This is a genomic window from Streptomyces sp. YS415 (assembly GCF_023544665.1).
Classification (GTDB): domain Bacteria; phylum Actinomycetota; class Actinomycetes; order Streptomycetales; family Streptomycetaceae; genus Streptomyces.
On the sequence record NZ_JAMJFL010000031.1, the window covers coordinates 60,290 to 82,332 of the forward strand.

The 22,043-nt window shown below is 73.1% G+C and carries 24 protein-coding genes and 2 pseudogenes; 19 read left to right on the forward strand and 7 right to left on the reverse strand.

The window, feature by feature from the left end; all coding sequences use genetic code 11:
* Window positions 1-76 precede the first annotated feature (76 nt).
* The 11 genes and pseudogenes from M8H82_RS30040 to M8H82_RS30090 all read left to right on the forward strand — a co-directional run bounded on the left by M8H82_RS30040 (window position 77) and on the right by M8H82_RS30090 (window position 5,260).
* Window positions 77-999 (forward strand): annotated as a pseudogene (locus M8H82_RS30040) (ribokinase).
* A gap of 237 nt (window positions 1,000-1,236) precedes the next feature.
* Window positions 1,237-1,569 (forward strand): gas vesicle protein, encoded by a 333-nt coding sequence (locus tag M8H82_RS30045; RefSeq protein WP_284049508.1) that lies wholly within the window; start codon window positions 1,237-1,239, stop codon window positions 1,567-1,569.
* 32 nt (window positions 1,570-1,601) lie between these two features.
* Window positions 1,602-2,033, forward strand: a complete 432-nt coding sequence (locus M8H82_RS30050) for a gas vesicle structural protein GvpA (RefSeq protein WP_250078223.1) — start codon at window positions 1,602-1,604, stop codon at window positions 2,031-2,033.
* Between the two features lie 7 nt (window positions 2,034-2,040).
* Window positions 2,041-2,754, forward strand: coding sequence for a GvpL/GvpF family gas vesicle protein (locus M8H82_RS30055; RefSeq protein ID WP_250078224.1), 714 nt, complete (start codon window positions 2,041-2,043; stop codon window positions 2,752-2,754).
* Between the two features lie 16 nt (window positions 2,755-2,770).
* On the forward strand, window positions 2,771-3,034 hold the full coding sequence (locus tag M8H82_RS30060) for a gas vesicle protein GvpG (RefSeq protein ID WP_250078225.1): 264 nt from the start codon (window positions 2,771-2,773) through the stop codon (window positions 3,032-3,034).
* A 49-nt stretch (window positions 3,035-3,083) separates the two neighbouring features.
* Window positions 3,084-3,722 (forward strand): ABC transporter substrate-binding protein, encoded by a 639-nt coding sequence (locus tag M8H82_RS30065; RefSeq protein WP_250078226.1) that lies wholly within the window; start codon window positions 3,084-3,086, stop codon window positions 3,720-3,722.
* A complete protein-coding gene (locus M8H82_RS30070; RefSeq protein ID WP_250078227.1) occupies window positions 3,715-3,993 on the forward strand; it encodes a hypothetical protein in 279 nt (92 codons plus the stop codon). Before M8H82_RS30065 ends, M8H82_RS30070 begins: the two co-directional genes overlap by 8 nt.
* Window positions 3,990-4,496, forward strand: coding sequence for a gas vesicle protein (locus M8H82_RS30075; protein ID WP_374211715.1), 507 nt, complete (start codon window positions 3,990-3,992; stop codon window positions 4,494-4,496). Before M8H82_RS30070 ends, M8H82_RS30075 begins: the two co-directional genes overlap by 4 nt.
* The gene (locus tag M8H82_RS30080; RefSeq protein ID WP_250078228.1) at window positions 4,493-4,609 is read left to right on the forward strand and encodes a GvpL/GvpF family gas vesicle protein; all 117 of its coding nucleotides are present in this window, start codon (window positions 4,493-4,495) and stop codon (window positions 4,607-4,609) included. Before M8H82_RS30075 ends, M8H82_RS30080 begins: the two co-directional genes overlap by 4 nt.
* A complete protein-coding gene (locus tag M8H82_RS30085) occupies window positions 4,609-4,875 on the forward strand; it encodes a gas vesicle protein (protein ID WP_250078229.1) in 267 nt (88 codons plus the stop codon). The genes M8H82_RS30080 and M8H82_RS30085 overlap by 1 nt, the downstream gene beginning before the upstream one ends.
* Window positions 4,859-5,260, forward strand: a complete 402-nt coding sequence (locus M8H82_RS30090; RefSeq protein WP_250078230.1) for a gas vesicle protein K — start codon at window positions 4,859-4,861, stop codon at window positions 5,258-5,260. The genes M8H82_RS30085 and M8H82_RS30090 overlap by 17 nt, the downstream gene beginning before the upstream one ends.
* A gap of 77 nt (window positions 5,261-5,337) precedes the next feature.
* On the opposite strand, the gene M8H82_RS30095 is transcribed toward M8H82_RS30090, so the two are convergent.
* From M8H82_RS30095 to M8H82_RS30105, 3 genes are read right to left on the reverse strand one after another with little or no spacing between them, the layout of a single operon-like run.
* Window positions 5,338-6,168, reverse strand: coding sequence for a sugar phosphate isomerase/epimerase family protein (locus M8H82_RS30095; protein ID WP_250078231.1), 831 nt, complete (start codon window positions 6,166-6,168; stop codon window positions 5,338-5,340).
* Entirely contained in the window at window positions 6,165-7,316 is a 1,152-nt protein-coding gene (locus M8H82_RS30100; RefSeq protein ID WP_250078232.1) for a dihydrodipicolinate synthase family protein, read from the reverse strand. Before M8H82_RS30100 ends, M8H82_RS30095 begins: the two co-directional genes overlap by 4 nt.
* A complete protein-coding gene (locus M8H82_RS30105; RefSeq protein ID WP_250078233.1) occupies window positions 7,313-8,464 on the reverse strand; it encodes a Gfo/Idh/MocA family protein in 1,152 nt (383 codons plus the stop codon). The genes M8H82_RS30100 and M8H82_RS30105 overlap by 4 nt, the downstream gene beginning before the upstream one ends.
* Window positions 8,465-8,712: 248 nt before the next feature.
* Between M8H82_RS30105 and M8H82_RS30110 the strand changes: the two genes are divergently transcribed.
* The 5 genes and pseudogenes from M8H82_RS30110 (at window position 8,713) to M8H82_RS30130 (ending at window position 13,302) form a co-directional block, all read left to right on the forward strand.
* The gene (locus M8H82_RS30110; protein ID WP_250078234.1) at window positions 8,713-9,759 is read left to right on the forward strand and encodes a LacI family DNA-binding transcriptional regulator; all 1,047 of its coding nucleotides are present in this window, start codon (window positions 8,713-8,715) and stop codon (window positions 9,757-9,759) included.
* Window positions 9,760-9,816: 57 nt separating this feature from the next.
* Window positions 9,817-10,086, forward strand: a pseudogene (locus tag M8H82_RS30115) (dihydrofolate reductase family protein); the annotation flags it as partial.
* 78 nt (window positions 10,087-10,164) lie between these two features.
* A complete protein-coding gene (locus tag M8H82_RS30120; protein ID WP_250078235.1) occupies window positions 10,165-11,097 on the forward strand; it encodes a helix-turn-helix domain-containing GNAT family N-acetyltransferase in 933 nt (310 codons plus the stop codon).
* A gap of 94 nt (window positions 11,098-11,191) precedes the next feature.
* Entirely contained in the window at window positions 11,192-11,992 is an 801-nt protein-coding gene (locus M8H82_RS30125; RefSeq protein ID WP_250078236.1) for a sugar phosphate isomerase/epimerase, read from the forward strand.
* Window positions 11,993-12,072: 80 nt separating this feature from the next.
* A complete protein-coding gene (locus tag M8H82_RS30130) occupies window positions 12,073-13,302 on the forward strand; it encodes an MFS transporter (RefSeq protein WP_250078237.1) in 1,230 nt (409 codons plus the stop codon).
* Between the two features lie 49 nt (window positions 13,303-13,351).
* On the opposite strand, the gene M8H82_RS30135 is transcribed toward M8H82_RS30130, so the two are convergent.
* The 3 genes from M8H82_RS30135 to M8H82_RS30145 form a co-directional block, all read right to left on the reverse strand.
* A complete protein-coding gene (locus M8H82_RS30135; RefSeq protein ID WP_250078238.1) occupies window positions 13,352-13,972 on the reverse strand; it encodes a GNAT family N-acetyltransferase in 621 nt (206 codons plus the stop codon).
* Window positions 13,973-13,982: 10 nt separating this feature from the next.
* Window positions 13,983-15,212 carry a 3-phosphoshikimate 1-carboxyvinyltransferase gene (gene aroA / locus M8H82_RS30140; RefSeq protein WP_250078239.1) on the reverse strand — a complete coding sequence of 410 codons (1,230 nt, stop codon included), beginning with the start codon at window positions 15,210-15,212 and terminating at the stop codon, window positions 13,983-13,985.
* Window positions 15,213-15,342: 130 nt separating this feature from the next.
* A complete protein-coding gene (locus tag M8H82_RS30145) occupies window positions 15,343-16,680 on the reverse strand; it encodes a PLP-dependent aminotransferase family protein (protein WP_250078240.1) in 1,338 nt (445 codons plus the stop codon).
* Window positions 16,681-16,836: 156 nt separating this feature from the next.
* Between M8H82_RS30145 and M8H82_RS30150 the strand changes: the two genes are divergently transcribed.
* The 3 genes from M8H82_RS30150 to M8H82_RS30160 all read left to right on the forward strand — a co-directional run bounded on the left by M8H82_RS30150 (window position 16,837) and on the right by M8H82_RS30160 (window position 20,475).
* Window positions 16,837-17,484 (forward strand): LysE family translocator, encoded by a 648-nt coding sequence (locus M8H82_RS30150; protein WP_250078241.1) that lies wholly within the window; start codon window positions 16,837-16,839, stop codon window positions 17,482-17,484.
* Window positions 17,485-17,952: 468 nt separating this feature from the next.
* Complete coding sequence (locus M8H82_RS30155; RefSeq protein WP_250078242.1) at window positions 17,953-19,743, forward strand: glycoside hydrolase family 3 protein; 1,791 nt, start codon at window positions 17,953-17,955, stop codon at window positions 19,741-19,743.
* Between the two features lie 117 nt (window positions 19,744-19,860).
* Window positions 19,861-20,475, forward strand: coding sequence for a hypothetical protein (locus M8H82_RS30160; protein WP_250078243.1), 615 nt, complete (start codon window positions 19,861-19,863; stop codon window positions 20,473-20,475).
* 57 nt (window positions 20,476-20,532) lie between these two features.
* Here M8H82_RS30160 and M8H82_RS30165 read toward each other — a convergent pair whose 3' ends face one another.
* Window positions 20,533-21,951, reverse strand: a complete 1,419-nt coding sequence (locus M8H82_RS30165; protein ID WP_250078244.1) for a S28 family serine protease — start codon at window positions 21,949-21,951, stop codon at window positions 20,533-20,535.
* Window positions 21,952-22,043: the final 92 nt, after the last annotated feature.

The following is a 22,043-nucleotide window of genomic DNA, read 5'->3' on the forward strand; positions in this document are numbered from 1 at the left end:
CGCTTCCGCGATCCGCCCGGTTCGGCAGAATCGCCCGGGCAGACAGCCGCAACAGACGGGAACGGGGCGGTACTTCATGGACGACTACGACCTGCTGGTGGTGGGATCCGCCAACGCCGACCTGGTGATCGGCGTGGAGCGGCGGCCCGGGCCCGGTGAGACGGTGCTCGGCTCCGATCTCGCCGTCCACCCGGGCGGCAAGGGCGCGAACCAGGCGGTCGCGGCGGCCCGGCTGGGGGCGCGTACGGCCCTGCTGGCCCGGGTCGGCGACGACGCGCACGGCCGGCTGCTGCTGGACTCGCAGCGGCAGGCCGGGGTGGACACGGCGGGCGTGCTGGTCGGCGGCGCGCCGACCGGGGTCGCGCTGATCACCGTGGACCCGTCCGGGGCAACAGCATCGTGGTCTCGCCGGGCGCCAACGCCCGCCTGACGCCCGCGGACGTACGGGCCGCCGCGACCCTGTTCCGGGCCTCCCGGGTGGTCTCCGCGCAACTGGAGATCCCGTTGGAGACGGTCGAGGAGGTCGTACGGAATCTCGCGGCGGGCAGCCGGTTCGTGCTGAACCCGTCGCCGCCGCGACCGCTGCCTCCGCAGGTGCTGGCCGCCTGCGATCCGCTGATCGTCAACGAGCACGAGGCCAAGGTGGTCCTCGGCGACTCCCTCGTCGGCGCGGAGCCGGCGGACTGGGCGCGCAACCTGCTGGCCAGGGGGCCGCGTTCGGTGGTCGTGACGCTGGGGGCGCACGGGGCACTGGTGGCGTCCGCCGGGGGCGTGGCGCGGGTCCCGTCCGTGCGGGTGGCGGCCGTGGACACCACCGGCGCCGGGGACGCCTTCACGGCGGCGCTGGCCCACCGGCTCGGCACGGGCGCCGGTCTGGTGCGGGCGGCGGCCTGGGCGGCCCGGGTGGGCGCGGCGGCGGTCACCAAGGAGGGCGCGCAGGCGTCCTTCCCGACCGCGGCGGAAGTCGAGGCGCTGGGCCGGGGCGGGCCCGGGGAGTGAGCCGTACATGCTTCGAGGGGGCCCGGTCCGTCGACCTGGCCCCCTCGCGCTCTCCCCCTCCGTGTCAGAACCCCCCGCGATCCCCCCAGATCCCCCTCCAAGAAGTTCCGACACCCAGTACGACCCACGTCCGGCGGAAAGGGTTGTACGACTTCCCGGGAATCTTTTTCCGGCCTCTGCCCGAGGTGCGGCGGGGGCCGCGATGGGTCGATGATGAGAAGAAGACCGAAGAGGTGAATGATCACGAGCGACCGTGAGCCGAAGAAGGCTCGTCCTTCGTCGCAGCAGGCGTCCCCCGAGGAGCGGGTGTCCGCGCCGGCCGCCATGCGCAGTGCCATCGAGCAGCTCAGCGAGTTGCTGGGCAGGGCTCCGGAGTCCGTCTCGTCGCTGAAGCCGACCGACGACGGCTGGGAAGCCGACGTCGAGGTCGTGGAGCTCGAACGCATCCCCGAGACGTCCAGCGTGATGGCCAGTTACCACGTGGTGCTGGACCCGGCGGGGCAGCTGCTGGCGTACGACCGCGGGCGCCGCTACACGCGCTCGCAGATCGACAGAACGGACGGCCGGTAGACCGGTTCCCCTTCGCTGGAAGGGAAGACACCGTGACTGTAGTGCCGCAGCAAGGCAGCAGCGGGGGCGGTTCCGGCAACCTCTACGACGTACTGGAACTCGTCCTGGACCGGGGTCTGGTCATCGACGCCTTCGTGCGGGTCTCCCTGGTGGGCATCGAGATCGCGAAGATCGACGTACGGGTCGTCGTCGCCAGCGTCGACACCTATCTCCGCTTCGCCGAGGCGTGCAACCGGCTGGATCTGGAGTCGGGCCGCAAGGCTCCGGCGCAGCTGACCGATGTCGTCGGGGGCACGCTGGAGAGCGGGGCCAAGGGCAAGAGCAAGGGGGCGCTGAGCGGTGCGGCGGAGGCCGTCAGCGAATCGCTCGGCAAGGGCCGCGAGAAGGAGCCCGAGCGCGCCGAGCGCGGCTCCGAACGGCGCGCCACGAGGAGCCGGGAGTCCGCGCGGGACCGGGAGGAGTGAGCGGGCGATGTCCGTGTACGTGTACGCGATCACCAAGGAGTCCCACCCGTTGCGGCTGGACGGCCTCGAGGGTGTGGGCAAGGTTCCCGCCGAACCGCGCGTGGTGCGCGCCGACTCCGTGTGCGCCGTCGTCAGCGAGGCTCCCGAGGAGCTCTCGGTCTCCCGCGACGACCTCCGAGGGCACTTCGGGGTGGTGGAGGGACTGTGGACCGAAGGTCCCGTCCTGCCGCTGGGCTTCGGGTTCCTCGCCCCGGACGAGGACAGCGTGAGCGCCCTGCTGGAGCAGCGGGCGGAGGAGTTCTCCCAGCGCATCGACGAGCTCACCGGGCGCGCGGAGTACAACCTCAAGGGCATCCAGGACGAGGACGCCGTGCTGGCCGCGGTCCTCCGGGACAACCCGCGGGCCCGGGAGCTGAACGAGCGGACGCGCGCGGGCGAGGGCGTCTACGAGGACCGGCTGGCCCTCGGCGAGCTGGTCGCCCAGGAGGTGCAGAACCGGCAGGATGCGCTGGCCGGGGAGGTCCTGTCCGCGCTGCGGCCCCTCGCGGCCGCCGAGAAGGTGGCGCCGCCGTCCCAGCAGTACTTCGTCAACGCCTCGTTCCTGATCGACGACGAGCGGTCCGAGGAGTTCACCGAGGCCTGCCGCGAACTGGCCGAACGCTACGGCGAGGGCGTGGAGCTCCGGCTGCGGGGACCCCTGCCGCCGTACAGCTTCGTGTGAGCCGGAAGGAGGCGTCGTGGGACTGGTCAGCGGGATCCTGCTGCTGCCGTTCGCGCCCGTGCGGGGCGTGGGCTGGGTGCTCGACAAGGTCGTCCGTACCGCCGAGGACGAGTACTACGACCCGGCTCCGGTGCAGGAGGGGCTCATCAACCTGGAGCGGGCCCGGGAGCGGGGCGAGGTCGACGAGGAGGAGTTCGCGGAGCGGGAGACGGCACTGCTGCACCGCCTGGAGGAGATCAGGGCCTACCAGCTGCGACAGGCCGGGCCGGGCGGACCGTGACGCGCGGGACCGGCTGCGGCGGCAGGTGGGCGAGGAGAGAGGGCAGGTCATGAACAACGCCAAGATCGGCGCGGCCCTTCTGGGCGGCTATCTGCTGGGCCGGACGAAGAAGGGCAAGCTCGCGATCGGGATGGGGGCGATGCTCGCCGGGTCGCGGGTCAATCCCGTGCAGGTCGGCAAGACCCTCCAGGAGTCTCCCCTCGTCAACACCCTTGCCCAGCAGGTACGGACCGAACTGGGCGGTGCGGGGAAGGCGGCGGCCACCACGGTGCTGAAGGCGCAGGCCGACAGCCTGGCCGACGCGCTGCACGCACGCACCAGCGGGTTGCGGCAGCAGGCGGAGGACGAGGAGGCGGAGGAGCAGGACACGGCGGAGGACGAGGAGGCGGAGGAGCAGGACACGGCGGAGGACGAGGAGGCGGAGGAGGAGACGGACGAGGACGCGGACGAGGAGGAGGGCACCGCCGAGACCGAAGCGTCCGACGAGGAAGAGGAGCCGGACACCGAGGAGGAGCTGGACGCCGACGAGGAGCCGAACTCCGACGAGGAGGAGAAGCCTCGCGCGAAGGCGCGCCGGGACTCGGGGCGAGCCCCGAAGACGGGCCAGGCCGCGAAGAAGACGTCGTCGTCCGCGCGCAGCCGCACGAAGAGCGCCGGCTCACGAGCGAGGAGGCCGGACGATGGCTGAGCCCAAGACCGCGGGACAGGGCACGGCACCTCAGCTGGGCGAGGGCGCGCAACGGCTCGGCAAGGGGCAGATCGGTCCAGGCGGCCTGACCAAGGCGGCGGGCCGGGGCGCCCGGCAGGTCCGCGATCATCTGCCGGCGGGCAAGAAGCCGGCCTCGACCGCCGCGCGGGCGAAGGACGCCGTGGTCGACGAGGCCAAGGACATCGGGCAGCAGGGCCCCAAGGGCGAGGAGCCGGAACCGGGCCGCGACGACGGGCCGAGGCCGTCGTGACCCAGCCCGAGCCGCGGTCCGGCGGCCTGTCCCCGTCCCTGTCCCCCTACGGTCAGCAGCAGGGCGGGTCGAATCTGGCCGACATCCTCGAACGCGTCCTCGACAAGGGCATCGTCATCGTCGGCGACATCCGGATCAACCTGCTCGACATCGAGCTGCTCACCATCAAGCTCCGTCTCCTCGTGGCCTCCGTGGACAAGGCCAAGGAGATCGGCATCGACTGGTGGGAGAACGATCCCTATCTGTCCTCGCGCGCGAACGGCGGCCGCAACAGCCTGGAGGCGCAGAACAGGAAGCTGCGCGCCGAGGTGGAGGAGCTGCGCCGCCGCGCCGAGGAGTCCCCGGCCGAGCTTCCCCGGCGGTCTTCGGACGCCTCCCGCCGGCCGCGTGCCCCGGAGAAGGCGGAACGTGCCCCGGAGAAGACGGAACGGGAGCCCGGCCGGGAGCCGCGGCGCCCCCGGCGCAGGCCGAAGGATCCCGAGGACGGGGACCAGGAGCCGTGAGCGGGCAGCTGAGCCACGTCTGCGCCGACGGCCTGCCCGGTGTCCGGGTGGAGGTGACCGGCCCCTGGGCGCCGTACTCCTTCGGGGCGCTGCCCGAAGGGGGCGGGCCGTGATGAGCGGGTACGGCCCCGTTCCGTACGACGGCCGGCCGATCAGCCAGCGGCAGGTGGCGCTGATCGACCTGCTCGACCGGCTGCTGAGCGGCGGGGTGGTGATCACCGGGGATGTCGTGCTGTCGATCGCCGACATCGACCTGGTGCGGATCTCGCTGCGCGCGGTGGTGGTCGCCGTCCGCGACCAGCTGGCGCAGCAGTGGGTACCGGTGCCGCCGGCACCCTCCGGCACGGAACTGGGCGGCGACGGTGACGGGCCCGGCTGACCGGCCGTCCGCCGACCGGCTGCGGGAAGTGGCCGAGGCCGCCGGCCGCGCGTTCTCGCTGCTGCCGGCCCGGCCGGCCGACCTCACGCCGCCGCCCGCCGGACAGTCCGCCGCGCGACGGCTGCACGCCGACCCGGACACCGTGGAACGGGACCTGGTCCGGCTGGTCCTCACCCTGGTGGAGCTGGTGCGCCAGCTGATGGAGCGGCAGGCCCTGCACCGGGTGGACCAGGGCGACCTGACGGAGGAGCAGGAGGAGCGGCTCGGCCTGACGCTGATGCTGCTGCACGACCGGATGGCCGAACTGTGCGACCACTGGGGCCTCACCCTGGAGGACCTCAACCTCGACCTGGGCCCGCTCGGCCCGCTGCTCCCGCCGCAGTGAGCCCCGGAGCGGCGAGGCCGTGAGACGTTCGGGCCCGGCCCCGGCCCGCTCGCCCCGGCCGCGCCGACTCCTGGGCGCTACCCCGTGTGCGCCGCGAACCGGGCCGCGGTCTCCGCCAGCACCTCCCGGCCGTCCCGTGCCCACAGGCCGTCGTTGAAGAGCTCCACCTCGATGGCGCCGGTGTAGCCGGCCGCCTCGACGTACCCCTGCCACTCGCGCATGTCGATCGAGCCGTCGCCGATCTGACCGCGGCCGGTGAGCACGCCCTCGGGCAACGGCGTGGTCCAGTCGGCGAGTTGGAAGGTGTGGAGCCGTCCGCCCGCGCCCGCCCGGGCGATCTGCGCGGGCGCGTCGTCGTCCCACCAGATGTGGTACGTGTCCACCGTGACGCCGACCTGCCGGGCGGGGAAGCGTTCGGCGAGGTCCAGGGCCTGGGCGAGGGTGGAGACCACGCAGCGGTCGGCGGCGTACATCGGGTGCAGCGGCTCGATGGCCAGCCGTACCCCGTGGTCCTCGGCGTACGGGCCCAGGACCGCCAGCGCGTCGGCGATCCGCTCCCGCGCGCCGCGCAGGTCCTTCGAGCCCGCCGGGAGACCGCCGGAGACCAGGACGAGGGTGTCCGTGCCCAGGGTGGCCGCCTCCTCGACGGCCCGCCGGTTGTCGTCCAGCGCCCTGGCCCGCTCCGGCGCGTCGATCGCCGTGAGGAACCCGCCGCGGCACAGGGTGGTGACCGTCAGCCCCGCGTCCCGGACCGCCTTGGCCGTCGCCTCCAGGCCGTACGCCTGGACGGGCTCCCGCCACAGGCCGACGTTGACGACGCCCAGCTGTGCGCACGCGTCGACCAGTTCCGGCATCGACAGCTGCTTGACCGTCATCTGGTTGATGGAGAAACGCGCCAGGTCCGTCACTGGTTCACCCCGTACGTCGACAACAGGTTCCGCATCCGTTCCTCGGCACGTCCCGGGTCCGGGAACAGGCCCAGGCCGTCGGCGAGTTCGTAGGCGCGGGCGAGGTGCGGGAGCGAGCGGGCCGACTGCAGGCCGCCGACCATCGTGAAGTGGTCCTGGTGGCCCGCGAGCCAGGCCAGCAGCACCACGCCGGTCTTGTAGAACCGGGTCGGCGGCTGGAAGAGGTGGCGGGACAGCTCGACGGTCGGATCGAGGAGTTCCCGGAAGCCCTTGGCGTCCCCCGTGTCCAGGACCCGGACCGCCTCCGCCGCCAGCGGGCCGAGCGGATCGAAGATGCCGAGCAGGGCGTGGCTGAAGCCCTTCTCGTCCCCGGCGATCAGCTCCGGGTAGTTGAAGTCGTCGCCGGTGTAGCAGCGCACGCCCTGCGGGAGCCGCCGGCGCAGGTCGATCTCGCGCTGCGCGTCCAACAGGGAGACCTTGATGCCGTCGACCTTGTCGGGGTGGGCGGCGATGACCTCCAGGAAGGTGTCGGTGGCCGCGTCGAGGTCGGAGGAGCCCCAGTAGCCCTCCAGCGCCGGGTCGAACATGGGGCCGAGCCAGTGCAGGATCACGGGTTCGGCGGACTGGCGCAGGAGATGGCCGTACACCTCCAGGTAGTCCTCGGGGCCGCGGGCGGCGGCCGCCAGCGCCCGGGACGCCATGAGGATCGGCTGCGCGCCGGACTCCTCGACGACGGCGAGCTGTTCCTCGTAGGCGGCGCGGACCTCGTCGAGGGTGCCCGCGGCGAGCTGGTCGGTGCCGACCCCGCAGGCGATGCGCCCGCCGGCCGCCCGGGCCTCGGCCGCGCTGCGCCGGATCAGCTCGGCGGCGCCCGCCCAGTCCAGGCCCATCCCGCGCTGCGCGGTGTCCATGGCCTCGGCGACACCGAGCCCGTGCGACCACAGGTGCCGCCGGAAGGCGAGCGTGGCGTCCCAGTCGACGGCGGCCGGCGAGTCGGGGCTGACGTCGGCGAAGGGATCGGCGACGACATGGGCCGCGGAGAACACCGTACGAGAGGTGAAGGCCGCGCCCGGGGTGACGGCGACGGGCTCCCGCCGCGGCTCGTAGGCCCGCAGGGCCCCGGTGGCGTCGGGGAGTCGGATGGTCACAGCGCGATCTCCGGTACGTCGAGGCGGCGGCCCTCGGCCGAGGACTTCAGGCCCAGTTCGGCGAGCTGGACGCCACGGGCGCCGGCCAGGAGGTCCCAGTGGTAGGGGGCGTCGGCGTAGACGTGCCGGAGGAAGAGCTCCCACTGCGCCTTGAAGCCGTTGTCGAACTCGGCGTTGTCCGGAACTTCCTGCCACTGGTCGCGGAAGACCTCGGTGGCCGGGATGTCGGGGTTCCAGACGGGCTTGGGGGTGGCCGAGCGGTGCTGTGCGCGGCAGGTGCGCAGCCCCGCGACCGCCGAGCCCTCGGTGCCGTCGACCTGGAACTCCACCAGCTCGTCGCGGTTCACGCGCACCGCCCAGGAGGAGTTGATCTGGGCGACGGCACCGCCCTCGAGCTCGAAGATGCCGTAGGCGGCGTCGTCGGCGGTGGCGTCGTAGGGCTTGCCGTTCTCGTCCCAGCGCTGCGGGATGTGGGTGGCGGTGAGCGCCTGGACGGACGTCACCCGGCCGAACAGCTCGTGCAGCACGTACTCCCAGTGCGGGAACATGTCGACGACGATGCCGCCGCCGTCCTGCGCGCGGTAGTTCCAGGAGGGGCGCTGCGCGGACTGCCAGTCGCCCTCGAAGACCCAGTAGCCGAACTCGCCGCGCACGGAGAGGATCCGGCCGAAAAAGCCGCCGTCGATGAGCCGCTTGAGCTTGAGCAGGCCGGGGAGGAAGAGCTTGTCCTGGACCACGCCGTGCTTGATGCCCTTCGCGCGGGCCAGCCGGGCCAGTTCCAGGGCGCCCTCGAGACCGGTGGCCGTGGGCTTCTCGGTGTAGATGTGCTTGCCCGCGGCGATCGCCTTCCTGATCGCCTCCTCGCGGGCGGAGGTGACCTGGGCGTCGAAGTAGATGTCCACGGCCGGGTCGGCGAGGACCGCGTCGACGTCCGTGGAGATGTGCTCCAGGCCGTGCCGCTCGGCGAGCGCCTCGAGCGCGTGCGCCCGGCGGCCCACCAGGACCGGCTCCGGCCACAGCACGGTGCCGTCGCCGAGGTCGAGGCCGCCCTGTTCGCGCAGGGCGAGGATCGAGCGGACGAGGTGCTGGCGGTAGCCCATGCGCCCGGTCACGCCGTTCATGGCGATACGCACCGTTTTGCGTGTCACGTCAATCCCTTCGTCCGCTGACGCCCCACCGGCGCAGCAAGCGCTTTCTATATGGACTGAAGCTAGCCTCTGAGCAGTGGTCTGTACAAGACCGTGATGGGGATGAGTCGTTCGAGGGGGCGAACAAACCGGGTGCCCGGCCGTATGGTCTGGTCGGCAGCCTCGGAACCGTATGCGGCGGGGGCCTGTCTAGGAGCACGTACGAGGTACGAGGCGGTACGAGCGATGCGCGACCGGAGGACGACGAGATGACGGTGACCCTGGCGGACGTGGCGGCCCGCGCGCAGGTCTCCCCCGCGACGGTGTCGCGCGTGCTGAACGGGAACTACCCGGTCGCCGCGTCCACCCGGGAGCGGGTGCTGCGCGCCGTGGACGAGCTGGACTACGTGCTGAACGGTCCGGCGAGCGCGCTGGCCGCCGCCACGTCCGACCTGGTCGGCATCCTCGTCAACGACATCGCCGACCCCTTCTTCGGGATCATGGCGAGTGCGATCCAGGCGGAGATCGGCGGCCCCGGCGGACGCGCCGGCGGCGAGCGGCTGGCCGTGGTCTGCAACACCGGGGGCTCCCCGGAGCGCGAACTGACCTATCTGACCCTGCTGCAGCGGCAGCGGGCGGCGGCCGTGGTGCTGACCGGCGGGGCCATGGAGAACGCGCCGCACGTGGCGGCGGTCTCGGCCAAGCTGCGCAAGCTGGCGGAGGCGGGCACCCGGGTGGTGCTGTGCGGGCGGCCGCCGGCGCCGGACACCGGGGCGATCGCGCTGACCTTCGAGAACCGCGGGGGCGGCCGGGAACTCACCGAGCACCTCATCGGCCTCGGCCACCGCCGCCTCGGCTACATCGCGGGCCCCGAGGAGCGCACCACCACCCGGCACCGCCTGGAGGGACACCGGGCCGCGCTGGAGGCGCACGGCATCGAGGACGACCCCCGCCGGACGGTCCACGGCCGCTACGACCGCCGTTCCGGTTACGAGGCCACGCTGGAACTCCTGCGCCGCGATCCGACCCTGACGGCGGTGGTCGCCGCGAACGACTCCGTCGCGCTCGGCGCCTGCGCGGCGCTGCGGGAGTCGGGGCTGCGGATCCCGCAGGACGTCTCGGTCGCCGGCTTCGACGACCTGCCGTTCAGCATCGACGCGGTGCCTGCCCTGACCACGGTGCGGCTGCCGCTGTCGGAGGCAGGGGCGCGGGCCGGGCGGATCGCGATGGGCCGCGAGGAGGAGCCGCCCGGGGGCATCGCCACGATCCGGGGCGAGCTGATGGTGCGGGGATCGTCCGGGGTGCCGCGGAACTGAACCGGCGCGCCGCAGGTGGAGACGGTGCTGGACCGGGAAACGGTCCGGCCCGGGGGCCCCGCGGACGGGGCGGTCGGCAGGATCCGTGAGCTGCGCGCGGCCGAGGGCGGCGACCTGGCGATGATGGGCAGCCCCACCCTGGTGCACACCCTCATCCAGGAGGGCCTGGTCGACGAGCTCCAGCTCATCGTGATGCCGGTGCTGCTCGGCGGCGGCAAGTCGGTGTTCCCCCCGGACGGCGGGAAGCGGCCGATGGAGCTGGGCTCCACCACCACCGCCAGGACCGGCGCGCAGGTGTGCGTCTTCCGGCCGGCCGCCGAGGGGTAGCCGGGAGGGCGCGGGAGTTCTAGGCTCATCTCTGACTGAGTCAGACATCCGCGTCGCACATCGGAGAGCGGGCCGACCATGACCGTCCAGGACATCCGCGCCTTCAACCGCTTCTACACGAACGTCATCGGCGCCCTCGACCACGGCCGCCATCTGCACGCCCCGTACACCCTCACCGAGGCCCGCGTGCTCTACGAGCTCGCGCACTCCCCGCGGACCGACGCCGCCGATCTGCGCGGCGAACTGTCCCTGGACTCCGGGTACTTGAGCCGGATCCTGGCCCGGTTCGAGCGGGACGGGCTGGTCGAGCGGGCGCCCTCCGCGCAGGATCCCCGGCGCCGCCGGTTCACGCTCACCGCCCACGGGCGGGAGACCGCCGCCCTGCTGGCCGAGCGGTCGGACCAGGCCGTTGGCTCGCTGCTGTCGGCGGTGCCGGCCGCCGACCGGACCCGGCTCGCCGAGGCGATGCACACGATCCGCGAGATCCTCTCCGCCGGCCGCCCGCCGCGCCGCGAGGACGTCGTGCTGCGCGAACCGGTCGCGGGCGACCTCGGCTGGATCGTGCAGCGCAACGCCGCGCTGTACGCCGCGGAGTTCGGCTGGAACACCGACTACGAGGGGCTGGTCGCGCGGATCGTCGCGGACTTCGCCGAGGACCACGACCCGCACCTGGAGCGGGTGTGGATCGCCGAGCTGGACGGGCGTCCGGTCGGGTGCGTGATGTGCGTGCGCGACGAGGCGCCGGCCACCGCCCGGCTCCGCCTGCTCCTGGTCGAACCGGACGCCCGCGGCCTCGGGGCCGGCGACCGGCTGATCGGCGCGGTCGTCGACTTCGCGCGCGGGGTCGGCTACCGGGACCTGGTGCTGTGGACCAATGACGTCCTCGCCGCCGCCCGCCGCCTCTACCAGCGCCACGGCTTCGTCCTGACGGCGGAGAAACCGCACCGCTCCTTCGGCAAGGACCTGATCGGCCAGGACTGGCGCCTGTCCCTGACGGACACCGGGGAATGACGGCCCCACCAGCCGGCCGCACCGGGCGGGCGCCGCTCGGCACCGGCCGGGGCCCGCGCTGACCGGCGCCCGGGGGACGCGTAGAGTCGCGACCATGAAGCTGGCGTTCTCCACTCTCGGTGTCCCCGGTCTTCCTCTCGCCGACGTGCTGCGGCTCGCGTCCGCGCACGGCTATCACGGCGTCGAGTTGCGCGCGCATCCCGAGGAACCGGTGCATCCCGGCCTCGGGCCCGAGGAGCGCGTCGCGGCGGCGGCCGCGTGCAAGGCGGCCGGCATCGAGGTCGTCGGCATCGCCGGGTACGTCCGGGTGGCCGCCCCCGGCCCCGACGAACCGGTGCTCCAGGAGCTGTACGGCCTGCTCGAGCTCGCCCGCGACCTCGGCTCCGGTTTCGTCCGCGTCTTCCCCGGCGCCGAGGACGCGCAGAGCGCCGAGGACGCCGACGCGACGGCCGCCCGCAGGCTCGGCACCGCCGCCGAGTACGCCGCCGACCTCGGCGTACGGATCCTGCTGGAGACGCACGACTCGCACCGCACCGGTGCCGCCGCGATCCGGGTGCTGGGTCTGGTCGGGCACCGGCACGTGGGGGCGCTGTGGGACGTGATGCACACCTGGCTGGGCGGCGAGCAGCCCGCGGAGTCGTACGCCGCGCTCGCCCCGTATCTCGGCTACGTCCAGGTCAAGGACATCTCCTCCGCCGCCGATCCCACCCCGCTGCCGCTGGGCGCCGGGGTACTGCCGCTCGCCGAGTACGTGGAGGTGCTCTCCCGGCACGGCTGGGACGGCTGGCTGTGCTGGGAGTACGAGAAGCGCTGGTACGAGCAGGCGGCACCGCTGGAGGACCTGCTCGGCGCCGGGCACGACCATCTGGCCCGGCTGCTCAACGACTCCGCATAATTCGTTGGCCGGGGGCGGGGGCCTCCGGTTAGCGTCCGGGGCATGCTCCCGCCCGCGCAGCCGCGCTCCGCCATGCCCTCATGAGCCTCGCCCGTACCCTCCTCGACGTACGGCCGCTGCGCACCTCCCCCGTCTTCCGTCGGCTGCTGATCGGGCGCACGGCGTCCGTCCTGGGCAGCTTCATGACCGTGGTGACGGTCATGTTCCAGGTGTGGGACATGACGCACAGCGCGATGTGGAGCGGGGCGGTGGGGCTCGCGCAGGCGCTGCCGCTGGTGGTCGTCGGACTGTTCGCCGGGTCCTGGGCGGACCGCGGTGACCGGCGCCGGATCTTCCTGGTCGCGACGGTCGGGCAGGCGGTGTGCTCGCTGCTGCTGGCGGTGCAGGCCTTCACCGGGAACGTGCCGGTGGCGGGCATCCTGGTCCTGGTCGCGGCCGGTTCCTGCTTCGGCGCGGTCGGCGGACCGGCGGCGGGGGTGTTCGTGCCGCGGCTGCTGCCCAAGGACCAGGTGGCGGCCGGGCTCGCCCTCAACCAGGTGACCGCCCAGGCGATGATGCTGCTCGGCCCGGCGCTCGGCGGGCTGTTCCTGGGCTGGTTCGGCATCGGCGTCTGCTACCTGATCGACGCCCTCAGCTTCGGCCTGTCCTTCTACGGCGCCTTCGGCCTGCCCGAGCTGCCGCCCGAGGGCGAGCCGTCGCGGGCGGGACTGCACGGCGTGCTGGACGGACTGCGCTTCCTGGGCGGCCACCGGGTGGTGCGCGGGGCGCTGGTCACCGACCTCGCGGCGACCGTGCTGGCGATGCCGATGAGCCTGTTCCCGCTCATCAACGAGGAGCGGTTCGGCGGCAGTCCGCGCACCCTGGGCCTGTTCCTGTCCGCCGTCGCCGTGGGCGGGGTGGCCGCCACCGCCCTGTCCGGCTGGGTGACACGGCGGGCCCGGCCCGGGGCGGTCATGCTCTGCGGGGCCGCGGTCTGGGGCGCGGCGCTCGCCGTGTTCGGGCTGACCAGCAGCGCCTGGGCAGGGCTGGGGCTGCTGGTGGTGGCGGGGGCGGCGGACTCCGTGTCGGTGCTGTCCCGGACGACGATCGTGCAGACCCGTACGCCGGACGCCCTGCTGGGCCGGGTGACGGCGGCCGAGCAGATAGTCGGCCAGGCGGGCCCGCACCTGGGCAACCTGCGCGGCGGCCTGGTCGCCGGCTGGTCCTCCGGAGCGACGGCCCTGATCACCGGCGGCATCCTCTGCGTCCTCGCGGTGGCCTACGTCGCCACGACCACACCGGAACTGCGGGCGGGCGGCGAGCGGGAGTGAGCGGGGCCGCGGTTCCGGGCGGGCCGGGCCCGAGGTCCGGAGGAACCGCTCAGCGCCGCTCGGTCAGGCGCTTCTCCAAGTGGGCTCGGCGCTCGGGCCATTCGTCGGCCGTGATCGAGTAGATGGCGGAGTCGCGCAGGCGGCCTTCCTCGCCCGGGGCCCAGGAGCGGGACCAGTTGCGCAGGATGCCCTCGAAGCGGGCGCCGGTGCGCTCGATCGCGGCGCGCGAACGGCTGTTGCGGGCGTCGGTCTTGAGGTCGACGCGGGAGACCTGCCACTCCTCGAAGGCGTGCCGGAACAGCAGGAGCTTGGCCTCGGTGTTCACGCCGGTGCCCTGCGCCGAGGCGGCGAGCCAGGTGAAGCCGACCTCGACGGCGTCCAGGTGGTCCGGGGAGCGCCAGGAGCGCGGTTCCCAGTAGGAGGTGGCGCCGACCACGCGTCCGGTCGCCCGGGAGATCTGGGCGTAGGGCGCGAGCATGCCGGTGGCGGCGCGGGCGAGTTGGGCGTCGATGTAGGCATGGGTCTCGGCGGCCGTGGGGACCCAGGTGAACGCGTACGAGTCGCGGTTCTCCTCGGCCGCCGCGGCCAGTCCGGGCGCATGCCGCCTCTCCAGCGGCTCCAGGCGCACCAACGCGCCCTCCAGCACCGGTCCTGCCAGCTTGAAGCTCACCCGTCGCCCCTCACAGCCGCGCGCGCAGCGTCCCGAACTCCTCGTGGAAACCGGGGAAAGTCTTGCGTACGCACCCGGGGTCGTCGAACGAGATACCCGGCACGCGCAGACCGGTGACCGCGAAGGACATGACGATGCGGTGGTCGCCGTAGGACGTGATCTCGGTGCCTTCCACGGGTCCCGGGTGGATCTCGATCCAGTCGGGTCCCGTCTCCACCCGCACGCCCGTCCGCCGGAGGTTCTCCGCGCAGGCGTCCAGCCGGTCGCACTCCTTCACCCGGGTGTTGGCGACGTCCTCGATGCGCACCGGGCCCGAGGCGAAGGGGGCGATGGCGGCGAGGGTGGGCATGGTGTCGGAGATGTCCCGCATGTTGACCGTGAGGCCGCGCAGTTCGCCGGTGCCGCGGACCGTCGTGCGGTCGGCGCCGATCTCCACGTCCGCGCCCATCCGGCGCAGCACCTCCACGAAGCCCAGGTCGCCCTGGAGCGCGCCCCGGCCCAGACCCGGCACGGTCACCTCGCCGCCGGTGACGGCCGCGGCGGCGAAGAAGTAGCTGGCGGTCGAGGCGTCCGGTTCGATGGCGTAGGTGGTGGCCCGGTAGCCGCCCGGCGGGACCACGAAGTCGGAGCCCTCGCGGGTCACCTCCACCCCGAAGGCCCGCATCATCGCGAGGGTGATCTCGACGTACGGCACGGAGACCAGGTCGGTGACGTGGATGCGCAGGCCCTGCTCGGTGAGCGGGCCGAGCAGCAGCAGGGCGGTCAGGTACTGGGAGGACTGGCCGGCGTCCAGCGTGACCTCGCCGCCGACCACGCCCTTCGCCGCCACGGTCAGGGGGTGGTGGCCCTCGCGCCCCTCGTGGCGCAGGTCCACGCCCAGGTCGCGCAGGGCGCGGGTGAGCGGCAGCAGCGGACGGCGGCGCATCTGCTCGGAGGCGTCGAAGCGGTAGGTGCCGTGGCCGGCCGCGGCCAGCGTGGGCAGGAAGCGGGCGGTGGTCGCGCCGTCCCGGCAGTAGACGTCCGCCTCGGCGGCCGCGGGGCCCTGCGGGCGGCCGTCCACCTGCCAGCTGTCGGGGGTCCGCCCGACCCGGTAACCGAGGCTCACCAGACCTTCGGCGAAGCCCTCGGTGTCGTCCGACCGCAGCGGCCGTACGAGGGTGGTGACTCCGTCGGCCGCCGCCGCCAGGAAGAGGGCGCGGGCGGTGATGGACTTGGAACCGGGAATGTCGACAACTGGCATGCCCCCATGATCGCCCGCCGCGCCGCCCCGCCGCCCGCAAGTCCACGAGATGGACCCCGACTCGTCAGTCCACGGCCATGTCCCCGGCAGCGGAACGAATGCCTCCGGCGGCGGACGAGGAGACGTGCGCTCAGTCCGTGGCCAGGTCCTCCGGGGAGGAGCGGGCCAGGGAGGCCAGGGTGGACAGGGCCGAGGTGAGGGTTTCGGTGTGCGGCGTGGCGAGGCCGAGGCGGATGGCGTTCGGGGCGTGGGCGTCGCCCACGGTGAAGGCGGCGGCGGGCGGGACGCCGATGCCGTAGCGCGCGGCCGCCGCCACGAAGGTGTCGGCGCGCCAGGGGCGGGGCAGCCGCCACCAGCAGTGGTAGGAGCGCGGGTCCGTGCGCAGGGAGAACCCGGACAGCTGCCGGGCCGCGAGCTCCTGGCGCGCCGCGGCGTCCTTCTGCTTGGCCCGCACCAGCCGTCGTACGACACCCTCGCGCTGCCAGCGGGCGGCAGCCTCCAGGTGGAAGTGCTGGGCGGTCCAGCCGCCGGAGCGCAAGGCGGCGGCGAGGTCGCCGAGCAGGGGCGCGGGGGCCACCGCGAAGCCGAGCGAGAGGCCGGGGGCGATCCGTTTGGAGAGGCTGTCGACGAGGACCGTCCGCTCGGGCACCAGGGCGGCCAGCGGGGGCAGTTCGTCGCGCAGGAAGGCCCAGATGGTGTCCTCGATCAGCGGGAGGTCCAGCCGTCGGAGCACTTCGGCCAGCCGTTGCATGCGCGCCGGGGGCATGGAGAGGGACAGCGGGTTGTGAAGGACGGGCTGGGCGTACACGGCGTGCAGGGGGCCCGCCCGGTGGGCCTCCTGCACCGCCTCCGGGACCAGTCCGTCGTCGTCCATGGCGAGCGGGACGAGGGTGATGCCGAGCCGCCCCGCGATGGCCTTGACCACGGGGTAGGTCAGCTCCTCGACGCCGAGGCGGGCCCCGGGCGGGACCAGGGCGGCGAAGACCGCGCACAGCGCCTGCCGGCCGTTCCCGGCGAACAGCACCCGCGCGGGGTCCGGGCGCCACCCACCCCGGGTGAGCAGATCGGCTGCCGCCTCGCGTACCGCGGGATCACCGGCCGGGCCCACCGGGCGCAGGGCGTCGTGGAAGGCGTCGGCGCGCAGCAGACCCTCCAGACCGGCCGCGAGGAGCGCGGACTGCTCGGGCACGACCGGGTAGGTGAACTCCAGGTCGATCCGGCTGCCGGCGGGTTCCCCGAGGGCGGGCGGGTCGGTGGGCGCGGCGGCGCGGACGAAGGTGCCGCGGCCGACCTCGCCGACGGTCAGTCCGCGGCGGCCGAGCTCCTGGTAGACGCGGGTGGCGGTGGAGTTGGCGATGCCGTACCGGCGGGCGAAGGCGCGCTGCGGGGGGAGCCGGTCGCCCGGCTTGAGGGCGCCGGACCTGATCTCGGCGGCCACGTGGTCGGCGACGCTGCGGTAGTCCCGCACGATCACTCTCCCTCCGGTGAGGCCCCGTCGGTCGGCCTCGGGGGCTCCCCACCCAACCACAGGATTGCACCGAGTGCAATGCCATCATTGCGCCGAGGCAATACCCCTTCCTATGCTCGGTGCATTGCCTCAACGGCCGTGGAACGGGGAGCTGTCATGATCGATGCGAGCGGAGTCCTCGGTGTGTTCGTCGTGGCCCTCGGCATGGTGCTCACGCCGGGGCCGAACATGCTCTACCTCGTCTCCCGCAGCATCACCCAGGGCAGACGCGCCGGAGTGATCTCGCTCGGCGGAGTCGCGGTCGGCTTCCTCGTCTATCTGACGGCGGCGAACCTCGGCCTGTCGGTGGTCTTCCTCGCGGTGCCCCAGCTGTACGTCGCCGTGAAGCTGGCCGGCGCCTGCTACCTCGGCTGGCTCGCCTGGAGCGCGCTGAAGCCGGGCGGGATCTCGGTGTTCGCGCCGAAGGACGTACCGCCGGACTCCCCACGCCGGCTGTTCACGATGGGCCTGGTGACGAACCTGCTCAACCCGAAGATCGCCATCATGTACCTGTCCCTGATCCCCCAGTTCATCGATCTGGAGGCCGGCCATGTGCTGCTGCAGGGCCTGCTGCTGGGCTCGGTGCAGATCGTGGTCGCCGTGACGGTCAACCTCTCCATCGTGCTGGCGGCCGGAACCATCGCCGTGTTCCTGGCCCGGCGCCCCGGCTGGCTGAAGGCGCAGCGCTATGTGATGGGCACGGTGCTCGGCGGACTCGCGGTGTCCCTCGCCGTGGACACCTCCGGCCCGGCGAAGGCGAGCTGACGGCGCCACAGCCGTACCCGGTCCGACCGCCCCAGCCGTCTGCCTCGGCCCCACAGCCGCCCCGCGATCCCCCCTGGCCACCCCGCGGTCCCCCCACCCGCCCCACCCGGCTCCCGCGCCCCGACTTCCGGCGATTCGCGCACAGCCGGGAACCCGCCCCCACCCCCGCTCGTCCAACACGCGAGCTGTCGGAGAGTCACCACGGTGCGGTGTCGGCCTCGCTGCTGGCTGCGAACGCTGACCCACCCTCTCCGCCGCACCGCGGCCGGCAGCCTCTCCGCCATCGGCGCGCCCCCCTCCACAGCGCCGATGGCGGACCCTCATTCCCGGACCACGCGCGGTGCCCGGGTTAATGTGCACTCCCTTGACTGGCAGAAACTTCCCGGATATTGGTGACTCCTCGGAAGTTTCTTTCAGCGGAACCCCGCTGAAACTGCTTCAGCGGATCACCTCCGGAAGGAGCGCACGTTGCCCTCCAGACGCACCGTCCTCGCCGCCACCGCGGGAGTCGCCGCCACGCTCGCCCTGGGCGGGACGGCTCACGCGGACGACAAGAAGCTCCGCTCCCTCATCTCCCGCATGACGCTCGAGGAGAAGGTCGGCCAGCTCTTCGTGATGCGGGTCTACGGCCACTCCGCCACCGCCCCCGACCAGGCCGACATCGACGCCAACCTCAAGGAGATCGGCGTCCGCACGGCCGCCGAGCTGATCGCCAAATACCGCGTCGGCGGCATCATCTACTTCGCCTGGGCGCACAACACCCGCGATCCGCACCAGATCGCCGACCTGTCCAACGGCATCCAGAAGGCGTCCCTGGACCTCCCGCGCGGGCTGCCCGTCCTGGTCTCCACCGACCAGGAGCACGGCATAGTCGCCCGCGTGGGCAAGCCCGCCACCCTCTTCCCGGGCGCGATGGCCATCGGCGCGAGCGGCTCGCGCGCCGACGCCCGCACCCTCGGCCGGATCGCCGGGAAGGAACTGCGCGCCCTCGGCATCCGCCAGGACTACGCGCCCGTCGCCGACGTGAACGTCAACCCCGCCAACCCGGTCATCGGCGTGCGCTCCTTCGGCTCGGACCCGGCCGCGGTGTCCCGGCTGGTCGCCGCCGAGGTCGCCGGCTTCCAGCGCTCCTCGGTCGCGGCGACCGCCAAGCACTTCCCCGGGCACGGCGACACCGCCGTCGACAGCCACTACGGCTTCCCGGTCATCACCCACACCCGCGCGCAGTGGGACGAGCTGGACGCGCCCCCGTTCCGGGCCGCGATCGAGGCGGGCATCGACTCGATCATGACCGCGCACATCATGGTCCCGGCGCTCGACGACTCGGGCGATCCGGCCACCCTCTCCCGCCCGATCCTCACCGGCATCCTGCGCGAGGAGCTGGGCTACGACGGGGTCGTGGTCACCGACGCGCTCGGCATGGAGGGCGTCCGCACGAAGTACGGCGACGACCGGGTCCCGGTGCTGGCGCTGAAGGCGGGCGTGGACCAGCTCCTCAACCCGCCGAACCTGGACGTCGCCTGGAACGCCGTGCTGACGGCGGTGCGGGACGGAGAGCTGACCGAGGCGCGGCTCGACGAGTCGATCCTGCGGGTGCTGCGGCTGAAGGCGAAGCTGGGACTGTTCGGCGACCCGTACGTCGGCCACCGTGCCGTGGACCGCACCGTCGGCGCCCCGGCCCACCTGGCGGCGGCGGACCGCATCGCCGACCGGACGACGACCCTGCTGGTCAACGAGGGCGGCCTGCTGCCGCTCTCCCCGGCCGACGTGGCGAGGCTCCTGGTGGTCGGCGCCGACCCGGCGTCCCCGTCCGGCACCACGGGCCCGCCGACCGGCGTCCTCGCCACGGCCCTCACCGAACTCGGCTTCACGGCGACCCCGCTGTCCACCGGCACGGCCCCGTCGGCGGCGACCATCGCGCGCGCGGTGGCGGCGGCCGGGGACGCGGACGCGATCGTGGTGGGGACGTACAACGTGACCGCGACGAGCGCGCAGAAGACACTGGTGGCCCAGTTGCTGGCGACCGGGAAGCCGGTGGTGGCGGTGGCGACCCGCAACCCGTACGACGTGGCGCACCTGCCCGCCGTCCGCGCGTACCTGGCCTCCTACTCCTGGACGGATGTCGAACTGCGGGCGGCGGCACGGGTGATCGCGGGCGCGGTGGCCCCGAGCGGCCGGCTCCCGGTGCCGGTGCAGCGGGCGGACGATCCGGCCCGGGTGCTGTATCCGGTAGGGCACGGGCTGTCGTATCCGGCGTAGCGCCGGTACGTCCGGGCCCCGGCGCGCGACCCCCAACGGGCCCAAAGCGACCCCGGCGTCTGGCGTGCGCCCGCTGCGGCGGGTCACGCTGGACCCGGGGGAACCGGGGGGAGTGCGATGCGTGGGAGACGTGCCGTGGGGGCGGCGTTGCTGGCGGCGCTGTGGGTGACGGGCTGCCAGTCCGGGGGGCGGGAGGCCCGGCTGGACGAGCCGGCGACACCGTCACCGGCGCAGACCCGCCCCTCCGGCTACGGGACGGTGTTCCTCGGGGTCGACGAGTGCAGCTCCTTCGGGACGACCAGCTTCACCGAGGTGCCGTGCGGCGGTGAGCGGGCGGCGGCCCGGGTGGTGGCCCGCCACGACGGCGCGGTGGGCGACGGCCCGCCGTGCCCGGCCGCCACGGACTTCGTGCTGCACATCAGTGAGCAGAGCCCCTCGGACGAGGACGGCGACGGCGCGGTCCCCCGGGGTTACGCCTGCATGCGCAACCTCGCCCCGCCGCACCCCGGCGACCCGGGCGCCGGAGGCGGCCCCCGCACGGTCGTCGGCGACTGCGTCTACGACTCCGGCGGCCGGCAGGTCCGCGAGACGTCCTGCGACGGCAAGGGCGAGAAGAAGCCCGGGTACAAGGTCGTGAAGGCGGTGGGAAACCGCGCCGCGTGCCCGCCGTCGACGGCCCTGTACGTCCAACTCGGCGGCACCCGCCCGGTGGGCTGCGCCCGCTCGCTGTGACGGCGGGCCGCGCAGGGCGGCCCGCCGTCAGTACAACACCGTGCACGTCAGGGAACGTTACGGACGCAGTGTCCGCTCCACCCCCCGCTTGTCCAGCTTCGCGTCGAACTTGGCCAGGGGCTTGGCCGCGGATGGGTTGGCCTGGACCGAGGCGGAGGCGACGCCCGCCCACTCCAGGATCTTCGCCGTCGCGAGGGCCTTCTCGGAGTCGACCAGGCCCGCCACCCGCGCGCCGTGGTTGGCGCCAGGTGCCGTGAAGACGTACGAGTCGCGCGCGCCCTTGCCGAGGCGGAACGGCTCCGCGCCCCACGGGTCGTTCTCGCCGTAGACGAAGAGCATCTGCCGGGCGTTGGTGCGCACCCAGCGGTCCACGTCCCGCATGGCCCACGGCTGGAACTGCATCTCGATGTCCCGCGGCACGAAGTACCGCGGCGGCAGGTAGCCGTAGCGGATGTACTTCCGCTCGATGTGCGGGAACACGATCGTGGGGGCGCCCAGTTGCGTGCCCGCCTGGTAGTAGTACGGCGTGTACGGCTCCAGGCCCTGGTCGGTGTAGAAGGAGAAGCCCGCGATGGTGTCGATGGAGGTCCAGATCTCCTCGTCCGTCGCGTTCTTCGCGTCCGCCGGGACCGTGTCGCAGTCCGAGAGCAGGCTGTACTGCCAGAAGCCCCACACGTAGTCGAGGACGGTCGCCTCGTACGCCTTGTCCAGGCTGCCGACCGTCTTGAACGTGTAGCCGTTCTCGGCCGCGTACGCCGCGTACCGCTGCTCCAGCGGCTCCCGGCGCACCAGGGCCTCGCGCTGCACGCCGTTCAGGCGGTCCCGGCACTCCTCGGTGCCGACGTTCGCGAAGAACTCGTCGTAGGCCGAGTCCTCCCGGTTCACCACGTCGTTGGGGGCGACGTAGGCGACGACGCCGTCCATGTCGCGCGGGTAGAAGCGCTCGTAGTAGGTGGCGGTCATGCCGCCCTTCGAGCCGCCCGTGGAGATCCACTTCTGGTCGTAGACCGGCTTGAGCGCCGTGAAGATGCGGTGCTGGTCGGTCGCCGCCTGCCAGATGTCCAGCTTGGTCCAGTCGGCCGGGGCCGGCCGGGACGGCGTGAAGTAGCGGTACTCCATGGAGATCTGGTTGCCGTCCACGATCTGCGTCGGCTCGCGCCGGCTCGGGGTCGTGGAGACGTTGTAGCCGCCGGTGTAGAAGACCGTCGGCCGGCTGACGTCCTTGTGCAGCACGGTGATCCGCTGCTGGAACGTGCCCTTGGACGGGTGCCGGTGATCGACCGGCTGGGCGTAGTTGAGGACGAAGAAGCGGTAACCGGTGTACGGCTTCTCCTCGACCAGACTCATGCCCGGAATCGCGAGCAGCCGGTCCTTGATGTCGGTGGCCTCCGGCTGGGCGGCGGTGGCCGACCCCGCCGTGCTCAACGTGCCTATGAGCACCGTGAGCGCCAGCAGCCATCTGAGCGCCTTGCGCATGCACCCTCCCCTGTGAGTCAGATGTGCGCCCGGAAGCTATCGGAGCAACGGACGATCACACCAGGGGACTTACCGACAAACCCGGATCCGGC

Coding starts and splice junctions, on each gene's coding strand:
- M8H82_RS30045 (WP_284049508.1), top strand. CDS start 1,237: ATGATCACGAGCGACCGTGAGCCGAAGAAGGCTCGTCCTTCGTCGCAG.
- M8H82_RS30055 (WP_250078224.1), top strand. CDS start 2,041: ATGTCCGTGTACGTGTACGCGATCACCAAGGAGTCCCACCCGTTGCGG.
- M8H82_RS30065 (WP_250078226.1), top strand. CDS start 3,084: ATGAACAACGCCAAGATCGGCGCGGCCCTTCTGGGCGGCTATCTGCTG.
- M8H82_RS30070 (WP_250078227.1), top strand. CDS start 3,715: ATGGCTGAGCCCAAGACCGCGGGACAGGGCACGGCACCTCAGCTGGGC.
- M8H82_RS30085 (WP_250078229.1), top strand. CDS start 4,609: ATGAGCGGGTACGGCCCCGTTCCGTACGACGGCCGGCCGATCAGCCAG.
- M8H82_RS30110 (WP_250078234.1), top strand. CDS start 8,713: ATGACGGTGACCCTGGCGGACGTGGCGGCCCGCGCGCAGGTCTCCCCC.
- M8H82_RS30120 (WP_250078235.1), top strand. CDS start 10,165: ATGACCGTCCAGGACATCCGCGCCTTCAACCGCTTCTACACGAACGTC.
- M8H82_RS30125 (WP_250078236.1), top strand. CDS start 11,192: ATGAAGCTGGCGTTCTCCACTCTCGGTGTCCCCGGTCTTCCTCTCGCC.
- M8H82_RS30130 (WP_250078237.1), top strand. CDS start 12,073: ATGAGCCTCGCCCGTACCCTCCTCGACGTACGGCCGCTGCGCACCTCC.
- aroA (WP_250078239.1), bottom strand. CDS start 15,212: ATGCCAGTTGTCGACATTCCCGGTTCCAAGTCCATCACCGCCCGCGCC.
- M8H82_RS30150 (WP_250078241.1), top strand. CDS start 16,837: ATGATCGATGCGAGCGGAGTCCTCGGTGTGTTCGTCGTGGCCCTCGGC.
- M8H82_RS30160 (WP_250078243.1), top strand. CDS start 19,861: ATGCGTGGGAGACGTGCCGTGGGGGCGGCGTTGCTGGCGGCGCTGTGG.
- M8H82_RS30165 (WP_250078244.1), bottom strand. CDS start 21,951: ATGCGCAAGGCGCTCAGATGGCTGCTGGCGCTCACGGTGCTCATAGGC.